The sequence below is a fragment of the Oryzobacter faecalis genome (genome assembly GCF_046764005.1).
GTDB lineage: Bacteria > Actinomycetota > Actinomycetes > Actinomycetales > Dermatophilaceae > Oryzobacter > Oryzobacter faecalis.
In genome coordinates this window covers 44428-56689 of sequence record NZ_JBKOFW010000012.1, presented here as the reverse complement: position 1 = coordinate 56689, position 12262 = coordinate 44428, and the positions used below count along the sequence as shown (strand labels likewise).

At 74.8% G+C, this 12262-nt stretch carries 11 protein-coding genes and 1 tRNA gene; 4 read left to right on the top strand and 8 right to left on the bottom strand.

Annotated features, from left to right (window positions below; translation table 11 throughout):
- Positions 1–39: 39 nt before the first annotated feature.
- Complete coding sequence (locus ACK8HX_RS16455) at positions 40–621, top strand: hypothetical protein (RefSeq protein WP_411941798.1); 582 nt, start codon at positions 40–42, stop codon at positions 619–621.
- A 12-nt stretch (positions 622–633) separates the two neighbouring features.
- On the opposite strand, the gene ACK8HX_RS16450 is transcribed toward ACK8HX_RS16455, so the two are convergent.
- Positions 634–1149 (bottom strand): DUF3145 domain-containing protein, encoded by a 516-nt coding sequence (locus tag ACK8HX_RS16450; protein ID WP_411941797.1) that lies wholly within the window; start codon positions 1147–1149, stop codon positions 634–636.
- Between the two features lie 241 nt (positions 1150–1390).
- Here ACK8HX_RS16450 and ACK8HX_RS16445 point away from each other — a divergent pair.
- Positions 1391–1464: transfer RNA gene (locus tag ACK8HX_RS16445), tRNA-Ile, on the top strand.
- A 77-nt stretch (positions 1465–1541) separates the two neighbouring features.
- Positions 1542–2129 (top strand): hypothetical protein, encoded by a 588-nt coding sequence (locus ACK8HX_RS16440; protein WP_411941796.1) that lies wholly within the window; start codon positions 1542–1544, stop codon positions 2127–2129.
- A gap of 29 nt (positions 2130–2158) precedes the next feature.
- Here ACK8HX_RS16440 and ACK8HX_RS16435 read toward each other — a convergent pair whose 3' ends face one another.
- From ACK8HX_RS16435 to ACK8HX_RS16410, 6 genes are read right to left on the bottom strand one after another with little or no spacing between them, the layout of a single operon-like run.
- Positions 2159–4030 (bottom strand): DUF6541 family protein, encoded by a 1872-nt coding sequence (locus ACK8HX_RS16435; protein ID WP_411941795.1) that lies wholly within the window; start codon positions 4028–4030, stop codon positions 2159–2161.
- 23 nt (positions 4031–4053) lie between these two features.
- Positions 4054–4797, bottom strand: a complete 744-nt coding sequence (locus ACK8HX_RS16430) for an ABC transporter ATP-binding protein (protein ID WP_411941794.1) — start codon at positions 4795–4797, stop codon at positions 4054–4056.
- Positions 4797–5663, bottom strand: a complete 867-nt coding sequence (locus tag ACK8HX_RS16425; RefSeq protein WP_411941793.1) for an ABC transporter permease — start codon at positions 5661–5663, stop codon at positions 4797–4799. The genes ACK8HX_RS16430 and ACK8HX_RS16425 overlap by 1 nt, the downstream gene beginning before the upstream one ends.
- Positions 5660–7672: a glycosyltransferase gene (locus tag ACK8HX_RS16420; protein ID WP_411941792.1), complete on the bottom strand. Its 2013-nt coding sequence runs from the start codon at positions 7670–7672 to the stop codon at positions 5660–5662. Before ACK8HX_RS16420 ends, ACK8HX_RS16425 begins: the two co-directional genes overlap by 4 nt.
- Positions 7669–8859, bottom strand: a complete 1191-nt coding sequence (gene glf / locus ACK8HX_RS16415) for a UDP-galactopyranose mutase (protein WP_411941791.1) — start codon at positions 8857–8859, stop codon at positions 7669–7671. The genes ACK8HX_RS16420 and glf overlap by 4 nt, the downstream gene beginning before the upstream one ends.
- A complete protein-coding gene (locus ACK8HX_RS16410) occupies positions 8859–9782 on the bottom strand; it encodes a glycosyltransferase (RefSeq protein WP_411941790.1) in 924 nt (307 codons plus the stop codon). The genes glf and ACK8HX_RS16410 overlap by 1 nt, the downstream gene beginning before the upstream one ends.
- A gap of 170 nt (positions 9783–9952) precedes the next feature.
- Between ACK8HX_RS16410 and glfT1 the strand changes: the two genes are divergently transcribed.
- Positions 9953–10843, top strand: coding sequence for a galactofuranosyltransferase GlfT1 (gene glfT1, locus ACK8HX_RS16405; protein WP_411941789.1), 891 nt, complete (start codon positions 9953–9955; stop codon positions 10841–10843).
- Here glfT1 and ACK8HX_RS16400 read toward each other — a convergent pair.
- Entirely contained in the window at positions 10840–12246 is a 1407-nt protein-coding gene (locus ACK8HX_RS16400) for an NAD(P)/FAD-dependent oxidoreductase (RefSeq protein WP_411941788.1), read from the bottom strand. The genes glfT1 and ACK8HX_RS16400 overlap by 4 nt on opposite strands.
- Positions 12247–12262: the final 16 nt, after the last annotated feature.

Sequence of the window (12262 nt, the reverse complement as noted above, 5' to 3'; positions counted from 1 at the left end):
CAGGCTCGTGCCAGCACCACCCCTCGCTATGTTTCGAGCGTGAACGAGCAGCCCGTCCCCGTCGCCGCCGGTGGAGCCGTCGAGACCGGCACCGTGATGACGACCGAGGTCGCCGAGCGGGAGGCCCGCGCGGCCACCCGCCGGCACCTGCGCCGCCCCGTCGTGTGGCGCTCGTTCGCCGCGACGTGGGTCGTCGGGTTCGTGCTCGCGGGCGCCGCCCAGTGGGTGCTCGGCCCGATCCGGCCGGGCAACCCGTGGCTCTTCGGGCTCTCGACCCTCCTCGTGGCCGGCGTGCTCGTCGCGCTCGACGCGTTCGTCGCGCTGCCCTGGCGCACGCGGCGGGCGTTCCGCCGGATGGTGGCGGCCCAGGCCCCTCCCGGGACGCCGATCCACGCGTCGTGGTCACACACGACGTGGTCGATCGGCACGTTCGCCGCGACCCACACGATCCTCACCTCGTCGGTCACGGGGGGCACCTGGGTCGAGGACGTCCTCGTCGTCGACACCTCGACCGACAAGTTCTACCTCGTGGCCGGTGAGTTGCTGACCCCCTCGGCGTGGATGGTCATCAGCGACGTCCTCGGCGACCGGCTGGTCGACCTCGACCACCCGCTGCGCTGACGCGGTGTCGGCTCAGCCCACCTTGTGGAGCCAGCGGACCGGGGCACCGTCGCCGGCGTAGCGGAAGGGCTCGAGCTCCTCGTCCCACTCCGTGCCGAGCAGCTCCTCGAGCATCTCCTGCATCGCCTCGGGGCTGCCTTGGGCAAGCATGACGACCTCACGCAGGCGGTCCTCGTTGACGACGGCGTCACCGCTCGCGGACGTCCAGGTGTGGTGGATGCCCAGGCGCGGGGTGTGCGACCAGCGCGAGCCGTCGCAGCCCGGGCTCGGCTCCTCGGTCACCTCGTAGCGAAGGTTGTCCCACCCGCGCAGCGCCGAGGCGATGCGGGCGCCGCTACCGGCCTCGCCCGCCCAGCTGAGCTCGGTGCGCACCAGTCCGGGTGCGGCGGGCTGGGCGGTCCAGTCGACGCTGACACGGCCACCGAGGACACCCTCGATGGCCCAGACCACGTGCGGGCACAGCGCCTTGGGGGTCGAGTGGACGTACACCACTCCCCGCGTGACGGTGCGCGGCATCGCGACAGACATCCTGGCCTCCTTCAGCGTGCGAGGGACGTCTTCCCCAACGCCGGTGCACGTGGTGGAGGCCTGGTGGTGCTGTCGAGCGGGTGCCGTGCTGCGTGACTGTTCGGGCGCCGTCGGGCGCCGGTTGTGGTCGCCATTGTGCCCCATGGGTCACGGACGCACCAGAGGAATCGCAGAACCCATGCGCCTCTCTGGTCACGCGATCGGCCCAGGAAGGTGCGTGACAGAATCGGCGTCGCTTCCAGGGGCGTTAGCTCAGTCGGTCAGAGCAGCGGACTCATAATCCGTCGGTCGTCGGTTCAAGCCCGACACGCCCCACCCCCTGTGGCCAGGTCTGGCACCCCGGATGTCCTGTCCGTCCGAGGATCTCGGCGACTGCGCCTAGCCTCTGGTGCGTGGGTTCGGATCCGAAGCGGCTCGACGGGCTGAGCGACGACGAGTCGTTCGCCGCGCTGGCGCTCGAGCACATCACGGGCGGGGTGGCTCGCGCCCACGACGTCGGGCGGCTCCAGGGGGCGTACGACCTCGACCTCCTCCTGCCCCGGGGACGCGTCGCCGCCGTCGAGGTGACGACCGTCGCCGGCGACGGAGTGCGGCACCGGGAGGCGCTGCTCGGGCCACGCTCGAGGGGCCGCGCACGCCGTCCTCCCCGAGGCGCCGACGAAGGCGTCGACCTGCCGGACGTGCTGCCTGCCCTCGTCACCGAGCTGCTCCTCGTGCCCCACGTCGCCCGTCGCGCGGCGAAGGTGGCCGGGGCGGTCCGCGTCGACGAGCGGCACCTGTTCGTCGGCATCGGCCGAGGCCACCTGGGCGGCGGCGAGTTCGCCGCGCTCGGCCGCCCTGTCGAAGGGCTCCCCGCGGCGGATCCCGATGTCGAGGACGACCGGCTCACCGACGTCTGGCTCACGACCTCGTGGCAGGGCGCGCCGCTCCTTCGATGGTCCAGGACCGGCGGCTGGGCCGTCCACGAGCTCGTCCGCTGACCCGGCTGGGCATGCCGTCGCCGGGCCGGTCAGCCGCAGGCCGTGACGCGCCAGAGGGACGCCGAACCGCCGCGGGCGACCTCCTCGAACCCCGGCCGGCCCGCGACCTCCAACCCCGCGTAGAGCGGGCGCCGCAGGTCGTCGGTCCAGAACCGCGACTGCCCGTCGAGGACGTGGCGCACGCGCAGCCGGTCGAGCGCGGCGCACACGTCCGGCCGCGTCGCCACCGAGGCGAGCGAGGACGCGAGCAGCTCGCGGTCCGCGCCCCACCGACCCGTCGTGTGCGGGAACACCGCCTCCCGGTCGGCCAGCGGTCCGGTGAACGCAAGCCCGTCGAACGGGTTGCCGGCCACCCGCTCCCCCTCGGGCACCCAGTGGCCGACGCCCGCGACGAGCTCGCGCTCCGCGGGACCGAGCATGTCCTCCCGGCCCGCCCAGCGCTCGATCGTGGAGGCGGTCTCGGCGCGGTACAGACCACCGCTGAGGACGGCCGTCCCGACGAGGAGGACGCCTGCCACCACCGCTTCCCGACGCCCGCGCCCCGCGGCCGCAGGCAGGTGGTCGGCGGCCCAGCCGGCCACGGCACGCAGGCCCACCGCGGCCAGCGGCACCGCGGCGACGGCGACGAGCGCGCCCAGCCGGTACGGGTCGTCCCACCACGGACCGCTCACCCAGCGTGCGACCCTCCCGTCGCTCCCGGCGACGAGCACGAACAGCCCGCCGCCCACCGCGTGCACCGCGAGCAGCCAGCGCAGCCTCGGGGACCGCCCGGCCACGACGACCCCGACCGCGAGGAACCCGACGACGACGAGCGGGACGGGCGTGCGCTCCGGCGAGAGCGTCAGCCACTCCCCGACCGCCTGACCGGTCGTCTGCCGCGCGGGCCAGGCCTGCTGCCGCGTCGCGGCGAAGACGGGAGACCACGCCACGAGCCAGCCGAGGAGGAGGGCCCACGCCACGAGCACCGCCCGCGCCGGGCGTCCGGACGACCACCGGAGGGCGAACGCGGCGGCGGTGCCGAGGACGAGGAGGGAGACGACGGCGTTCGGGTGCGCCAGCGCCAGGCCGGGGAACCCGATGACGAGCACCGCCCCGGCGGCGGGCCGTCCTCCGGAGGGCGGCCGGAGCACCGCCACCCCGACGGCGAGGGCCGCCGGGAGCACGGCGGTGCCGAGCGCGTTCGGCCAGAGCGTCCCGTAGGACACGAGGAGGACGGGCGAGGCGGAGACCGCCGCGGACAGGGCACCCGCGGCCGCGAGGAGCGGCCCCGACGCACCGGCCGCGACCCGCGTCACCGCCGTGCAGCCCAGCGGCCAGGCGACGGCGACGACGGCCATCGACGTGGCGGCGGTGGCCACGACGACGTCGGCCCCGGTCACCCCCGCGACCAGGGCCACGAGGTCGTGCCACGCCGCGGGGTAGAACCCGCGCGTCGACTCGGGGCGCGTCATCGCCGCCAGCGTCAGCGACGACCCGTCACCGGTCCTCAGGACGTGCCACACCGCGTCGAGGTGGAAGACCGCGTCGAAGGTCTGTGGCCACCGCTCCGGTGAGCCGAGCCCGCGCTCGACGCCGGACGCCAGCGCAGCACCGCCCGCGGCCAGGCCGACCACCAGACCGGCCCACGAGGCCGCCGGGTCACCGGGGGCGGGCTCGGACAGCGGCCACCGGCGCTGCACCATCCACCGGGCCGAACCCGCGACACCGGCAGCGCCCGCGAGCCCGAGGCCGAATGCCGCTGCGCCCCAGCGCAACCCGACCCACGGCGTGACGACGGCGGCCACCGCCGTCACGGCCACGGACAGCAGCGGTGCCACGCCGGCGACGAGGACCCCGCGCAGCCCGGCCGCCCACGCGACGAGCGCACCGGGCACGACGAGCACCGCCACGGCGGTGCTCACGACCGGCAGCGCCGACGTCCAGGTCACAGGGTGGCCCGCAGCCGCTGGACCGCCGAGGCCACCGGTCCGTCGTGGACGAGCCGCCCGCCGTCCAGGACGACCCCGCGGTCGCAGAGCCGCTCCATGAGCGGCAGGTCGTGGCTGACGACGACGAGGGTGCGCCCCTCGGCCCGCAGCTCCTCGATACGGCGCAGGCACTTGTCCCGGAACGCCTCGTCGCCGACGGCGAGGATCTCGTCGACGAGGAAGACGTCGGGGTCGGTGTGCACGGCCACGGCGAACGCCAGGCGCAGGAACATCCCGGACGAGTAGAAGCGCACCTGCGTGTCGAGGAACGGCCCGATGTCGGCGAACCCGACGATGGCGTCGAACCGCTCCTCGACCTGCGCGCGGCCCATCCCGAGGATCGCCGCGTTGAGGTGGACGTTCTCGCGCCCGGTGAGGTCCGGGTGGAAGCCGGCGCCGACCTCGAGCAGCCCGGCGAGCCGGCCACGGACCCGGACGCGCCCCGTGTCCGGTGCCATGACCCCGGCGACGAGCTTGAGCAGCGTGGACTTCCCCGACCCGTTGCGCCCCAGCAGGGCCACCGACTGGCCGCGCGGGATGTCGAGGTCGAGCGGGGCGAGGGCGGTGAAGTCCTCGTGCCGGGGGCGGCCCTGGACGGCCCAGACGAGCGACTCCTTGAGGGAGTGCGTGTGCCGCAGCCGGAAGTGCTTCGAGGCGCCCTCGACGGACACGGCCGTGTCGGCGGCGACCGGGGACCCCATCAGAGCTCCTGCGCGAAGCGGCCGGACGTCCTGCGGAACACCCGCTGCCCGGCGACGACCGACAGCCCCGCGACGAGGAAGGCGAGGACCGACCGCTCGAGCAGGTCCGGCGCGGCGAACGCGGCGTTCCCGGGCGAGGCGGTCTGCCACGTCGCCCGGTGGACCAGGTCGACGGCCACGGTCAGCGGGTTCGCCTGGTAGAGCGTCAGCAGCCACGACGTGCGACCGACGAGGTCGGCGACGAGGTGCCAGGGGTAGAGCACGGGGCTGGTCCAGACGAGGACGGTGAGGACGAGGTCGACGACGTTCTCGACGTCGCGGAACATGACGTCGACCGCGGCGAGGACGAGGCCGAGCCCCAGCGCCAGCACGGCCAGGAGGACGACCGCGGCGACGAGCGCCAGCACCCCCACGGGGTCCGGGCGCCAGCCGGCGACCAGCGACGCGACGAGCAGCACGCCCAGCTGCGGCACGAGGTGGACGCCTGCGACGCACACGCTCGCCACGGGGAACAGCTCCCGCGGCAGGAAGATCTTGCGGACGAGCTCGCCGTTGGCGACGACCGACCTCGTCGCGTTGCCGACGGCCTCGGCGAAGACGCCGACGACCATGAGCCCGCCGAACAGGTACACCGCGTAGTCCCCGATCTCGTTCTGCCGCAGGACCAGTCCGAGGGCGACGAAGTACACGAGGAACTGCACCGTGGGCTTGACGTAGGACCAGCCGAGCCCGAGCAGCGAGGCCCGGTACCGGACGCGCAGCTCCTTGCGGACGAGGAGGACGAGCAGGTGCCGGCGCCCGAGGACCTCGCGAAGCCCTCCCCCGGTCCCCTGGACGACGAGCCCCGCGTCGGCGGGCGCGGTCACCGCCGCCGGTCCGGGAGGTCGAGCCCGAGGGTGACCCGCCAGGCGTCCTCGCCGACGAGCGCCGGGACGGCCTCGCGGTAGGCCTCCGCGAGCTCGGGCCAGCGGCGGAGCAGCTCCCGGTGCGTGCGCACGGCGTCCGCCACGGCGCGGCCGGCCGTCCCGCGGTCGCGGCGCAGCCACGCCAGGCCGCCCCCGTCGGACGAGGCGACGAGCGCGGAGTCGAGCCGGGCGAGCGTCCACCATCCGGCGTCGGGTGAGGCCACCTCGCGCTCGGGGCGGCCCAGCGCCCCTTCGGGCACCGCGCGCACCTGGTGGACGAGGCCGCCCACCGCCGCCCGCACGGTCGCCAGGGCCGAGGACGGCCGCGCCGCCGACGGGTCCTTGCGCCGTGGCCGCACCGGCCGAACCGGCGGGAAGCGTTCCGGGTCCGACTCGACGTGGGCGTCCTCGTGGGCGGCCCGCAGGGCACGGACCTCGGCGAGCCGGGTCGGCAGGACCGGGTGCAGCGCGTGCGGTCCCTGGAGGACGTCCTCCACCGCGCGCACGCGCAGCGCCGCCGCGGAGTACTGCATCGCCAGCACGTGCTTGACGGAGATGGCGAGCGACTCGCGCACGAGCCGGCCGCCGCGCTCGTAGGGCGAGTGGACGAGGGCCGCGACGAGCCGGTTCCGGGCGTGGAAGTACGCCTGCCAGTCGACGCTGTCGTCCTTGTCGGTCCACGGCACGTGCCACACCGCAGCACCCGGCAGCGACACCGTGGGGTGTCCGTTGCGAGCCGCGCGCAGGCCGAACTCGGCGTCGTCCCACTTGATGAAGAAGGGCATCGACAGCCCGACGTCGCGCAGGACGGCGGTCGGCACGAGGCACATCCACCAGCCGGTGTAGTCGGAGTGGATCCGCCGGTGCATCCACGGCGTCGAGCGCAGGTTCCAGCGCGCGAGGTCGTGGTCGTGCTCGGAGGGCGCAGCCGGCATCCACCGGAACTGCCACGGCCGCACGACCTCGCTGAACGCGTGGAGGACCGACCGCTCGTGCATGGAGAACATGTGCCCGCCGACGACCGTGGGCCGGCGCGCGTGCCGGGCGAACGCCACGGCCCGGGCGATGCCCTCCGGCTCGGCGACGACGTCGTCGTCGAGGAGGAGCACGTGGTCGGAGCGGTCGGCGTCGAGGGTCTCGAGCATGGCGCGCGAGAACCCGCCGGAGCCACCGAGGTTCGGCTGACGGATGACGCGCAGCCGGTCGCCCAGGGCGCCACGGGCCGCCGGGAACGCGGGGTCGTCCTCGACGTGCCGGCGGCCCTGGTCGACGACGACGACCTCGTCGAGGAGGTCGTCCAGCTCGCCGGCCGTCCCGAGCTGGCCCAGCAGGGCCGCGCAGAGTCCTGGCCGGTCGAACGTCGTGATGCCGACCGTGACCCCGCGCGCCCGCCCCACCCGCGGGCGCGCGGGGACGCACCAGTCCGCCTCGACGAGGACGAGGGCCTTGGCCCCCGCCACGAGGTCGAACCAGTACCAGCCGCCGTCCACGAACGAGGTGAGCGGCAGCTCGACCTCGGTCGACCCCACCCCGTCGAGGCGGCGGCTCGTCACCCGGGCCGACGCGCCCCGCGCCGACGACCGGTAGACGACGAGGGTTCCCGGACCGGTGGTCCGCGCCCGCAGCGTCACCGCCGGCGCCGTGGCGAACCGCCTCCAGTACGAGGCCGGGAAGGCGTTGAGGATCGTCGCGAACGAGGTGCGCCCGCCGGCGTCGATCCGGTACGAGCGACGTCCGAGCACCTGGTCGGGGTGCTGGTCGGACGGCAGTGAGAGGACCGGCGCGTCCTCGTCCTCCTCGGGGCGCGGGTCGGGCACGTGGGCGCCGTCGACGTAGAGCGGGAGGACGTCGGGGTCCTCGGCCACGGGGAGGACCACGCGTGCCACGACCTCCAGCGCGTCGACGACCTCGGACCCGGTCCCGGAGCCGACCTCCGGCCCGACCTCGAGGTACTCGTCGACGGCGGTCACCGGGCCACCGCCGACCGGCCGGCCGCACGCGGGGCCGCGGCCAGGAGCTCGTCGAGGCCGTTGTCGCAGAAGGTGAGCGCCGAGGCGATGGCCATGTGCATGTCGAGGTACTGGTACGTCCCGAGACGCCCGCCGAAGTGGACGCCGAGCCCGCGCTCGAGGCGCACGAGCTCGCGGTAGGCCGCCAGCCGCTCGCGGTCCCCGGCGCTGTTGACCGGGTAGTACGGCTCGTCGCCACGCTCGGCGAAGCGCGAGTACTCGCGGACGACGACGGTGCGGTCGGTCGGGTAGGACCGCTCCGGGTGGAAGTGTCGGAACTCGAGGACGCGGGTCCACGGCACGTCCTCGTCGGCCTCGTTGAGGACGGCACAGCCCTGGTGGTCGCCCACGGGCAGCACCTCGCGCTCGAAGTCGAGGGTCCGCCACGACAGGGCGCCGTGGACCTCGCCGAACCAGCGGTCGAGGGGTCCGGTGTAGACGACGGGCACCTGCCCCACCACGGCCGACCGCGAGAGCCCGTGGTCGCCGTCGAGGACGTCGGTCCCGAGCCGCACGTCGATGCGCGGGTGGTCGGCCATCCGGGTGAGCCACGCCGCGTACCCGTCGACGGGCAGGCCCTCCCACCGGTCGTCGAAGTACCGGTTGTCGTAGGTGTACCGGACCGGCAGGCGCGAGATGACCTCGGCCGGGAGAGAGCGTGGGTCGGTCTGCCACTGCTTGGCGGTGTACCCGCGGACGAAGGCCTCGTAGAGCGGGCGCCCGATGAGCGAGACCGCCTTCTCCTCGAGGTTCGCCGGCTCCCCCCTCAGCTCGGCAGCCTGCTCGGCGACGAGCGTGCGGGCCTGTGCCGGACCGAAGCTCGCCCGGAAGAACTGGTTCACCGTGCCGAGGTTGATCGGCATCGGGAACACCTCACCGCGGTGCACCGTCCACACGCGGTGGACGTAGTCGGTGAAGGCGGTGAAGCGGTTGACGTACTGCCACACCCGCTCGTTGCTCGTGTGGAACAGGTGCGCGCCGTAGCGGTGCACCTCGATGCCGGTGTCGGGGTCGGTCTCGCTCCAGGCATTGCCGCCGACGTGGTCCCGACGGTCGACGACGACGACGTCGAGCCCGCGCTCGGCAGCCCGCTCGGCGACGGTGAGCCCGTAGAGCCCCGCGCCGACGACCACGAGGTCGGCCCGCATCAGGCGTCCTTCCTGACGGCGGGGCGGCTCGAGGCCGACGGGTGGCGGTGCCACGGCTGTGCCACGGGCACCTCCACGCTCGTGCTCGACCCGACCGGGGCCGGGACGGTGAACGTCCGGCGGTAGACCGCCCGCCGCACGGCCGCCGGGACGAGGCGGTACCCACCGCGCACCGACACGTTGCGGACGCCCTGCGCCACGGTCGTGAACCCCTCGGCGCGCAGCCGGCGCTGGAGCCGCAGCTCCGAACGCAGCTGTCGCAGACCGCCCTTGCGCTCGTAGGCGCCGGCGTCGACGCGGTAGCGCACGAGCGGGTCGGCGAGGTTGGCGACCTTGGCGCCCTGCGCGATCATGCGGGTGAAGACCCAGTAGTCCTCCATGAACGGCAGGTCGCGGTACCCGCCGGCGGACAGGACCGCGGTGCGCCGGTAGACCACTGTCGGGTGGTTGAACGGGTTGCGCCACCGGGCGGTCCGCGCGATCTCGGCCGGGTCGGTGGGCGGCACCCGCAGGACACCGGCGTCGCCGCGCCCGTCGCCCTCGAACTCGAGGATGGCGGCGCCCACGAGGTCGGCGCCCGCCTCCATGAGGGGGATCTGGCGGAGGAACCGGTGCGGGAGGCTGACGTCGTCGGCGTCCATCCGGGCGACCACGTCGTGGCTGCACACCGCGAGCCCGCACTGGAGTGCCTGGGCCAGACCGACGTTGTGCGACAGGCGAAGTCGCCGCACCGGCACCGGTGAGGTCGACTCCAGCCGCTCGAGGGTCGACGCCAGGTCCGGGCCGACGTGGCCGTCCTGGACGACGACGACCTCGTCGGGGCGCAGCAGCTGCTCGTGGACGGTGCTCCGGAAGGCCGTCTCCAGGTGCGCGGGCGCGTCGCCGCGGTAGACCGGCAGGAGCAACGAGAAGGGGGTGGTCACGTCATCGACGCTAGGGACCACGGGCGGACGGACGGTGAACTCGCCGCGTCCACGCCGTGGCCGGCTCGTGAGGCACACGCGTCGGCGGACACCCTCCGACATCCCGCCCGACCCCGGCCGTTCACCTCGGCGCCGCCGCCACGCCCCGCGGCCCTCGTAGCCTCCCCCACGTGACCTCCCGAGCGACCCGCGTCGTGTGCGTCGTCGTGACCCGCGACCGGGTCGCCACGCTGCGCCGCTGCCTCGCCGCCCTCGCCGCCCAGTCGCGCCGGCCCGACCACGTCGTCGTCGTGGACAACGGTCCCGACGACGCCACGCTCACGACCCTCGTCGAGTCCGGCCTGCCGCACACCTACCTCCCTTCGCACACCAACCTCGGCGGTGCCGGAGGGTTCGCCTACGGCATCCTCACCGCGCGGGCGCTCGGGACCGACTGGGTCTGGCTCGCCGACGACGACGGTCGACCCGCTGAGACCTCCACCCTCGCAACGCTGCTCGATGCAGCCCGCCGGTACGAGCTGGCGATGGCGTCGCCGCTCGTCGTCGACCAGGACGACCCCGGCCGGCTCGCGTTCCCCCTCCGTCGGCGGCTGCGCTGGGCCCACCGCGTCGAGGACCTGGGCGGGCGGCCCCTGGTCGCCGGGGTGGCGAACCTGTTCAACGGGGCGCTCTTCTCGGCAGCGGCGCTCGACGCGGTGGGTGTCCCCGACCCCCGCCTCTTCATCCGGGGCGACGAGGTCGAGGTGCACCGCCGGCTGGCGCGCAGCGGCCTGCGGTTCGGGACGTGCACCGACGCCCGCTACCTCCACCCGTCAGGGACTCCCGACGTCGAGACCGTCCTCGCCGGGCGGCTCCCGGTCTACGTTCCCGTCGACCGCTCCCGGCGCGACCGGGCCTTCCGCAACCTCGGCTACCTCACGAGCCAGCCCGGACTGCGCTGGCGCCGCTGGCCGGACGAGGCGCGGTACGCCTGGTACTTCCTCGTGCGGCGGCGCGACGTCGACGGGTGGCGGCAGTGGCTCGCCCGGTCGGCCGAGGGGCGGCGCGAGCGCTTCTCCTAGCTGTCGAAGCCGATGCCGGCCGCGTCGAGCCCCCGCAGCCACAGGTTCCGCCGGCCGGTGCGGTCCTCGGCGGCCAGGCTCGCCCGCGTCGCCTTGACGGCCGCCCACCGGATCGGCTCCGGCGGGAACGGGACCGGCTTGCGCCGCACCATCGCGAGCCGCGTGACCTCGGTGTCGCGGCCGTCGACGAGGTCGAGCGCGACACGGGCACCGAACCGCGTCGAGGCCACCCCGAGCCCGGTGTACCCGACCGCGTAGGCGAGCCGCCCACCCAGTGCCGTCCCGAACGCCGGCGTGAACCGCGACGTCGTGTCGATGACGCCCGCCCACCGGTGCGTGAACCGCACGTCCTCGAGCTGCGGGAAGATCTCGAGGAAGTGGCGCGCCAGCAGCGCGTGCGAGTCGGACTGCTCGAGCCGCGGGTCGATGCGCCCGGGGAAGTGGTAGTTCGCGTCGTAGCCGCCGAAGAGCACCCGGTCGTCGAGGGTGCGCCGGTAGTAGTGGAACTGGTTGCCCGCGTCGGCGAGCCCCTCGCGCCCCTCCCAGCCGACCCGGGCCAGCTGCTCGGCCGACAGCGGCTCGGTCATGAGGACGTGGTCGTAGACCGGGATCGTCCACAGGGCCAGGCGGCGCAGCAGCCCGCGGAACGCCCCTGTGCCGAGCACCACCCGGTCGGCCCGCACACTCCCCCACTCGGTGCGGACGACGACGGCGCCGTCCTCCCGGTCGAAGCCGGTGACGGCGGTGTCCTCGTGGAGGCGCACGCCGAGCCGCTCGCAGGCTGCCGCGAGCCCCCACACGAGCCGCGCGGGGTCGACGAGCCCGACGGTCGGGTCGAACATCCCGGACAGGTACCGCGGCGAGTCGACCCGCGCCCTCGCCTCCTCGGCCGTGAGGTGCGTGACCTCGGCCCCGTGCGCGCGGTGCAGCTCGTACGCCTCGCGGACGGTGGGCACCTGGTGCTCGGTGAGGGCGAGGGTCAGCTCCCCCGGCACGTGGAAGTCGGCGTCGACGCCGTGCCGCACCAACGAGTCCGCCAGCCCCGCGAAGTTCTCGGCGCCGAGCCGCTCGAGCGTCGGCACCTCGTCCGGCCAGCACGCGACGCCCTGCGCGAGACCGTGGGTCAGCGAGGGGGCGACGAAGCCGCCGTTGCGGCCCGACGCCGCCACCCCGAGCCGGCCGCGCTCGAGGAGGACGACCTCGCGCGACGGGTCGTCCTCCTTGGCCTGCAGCGCCGCCCACAGCCCGGTGAACCCGCCACCGACGACGACGAGGTCGGCCCGCTGCCCCGACCCGGTGAGGGCCGGCCGCGGGTCGGGGCGCAGCCCGGGGCGGTCGGTCCAGTACACGTCGGGCGTCGCGTCGGCCAGCGCGGCTCGGACCACGGCGGGGTCGGGGCTCATGGCCGCATCATGCCGT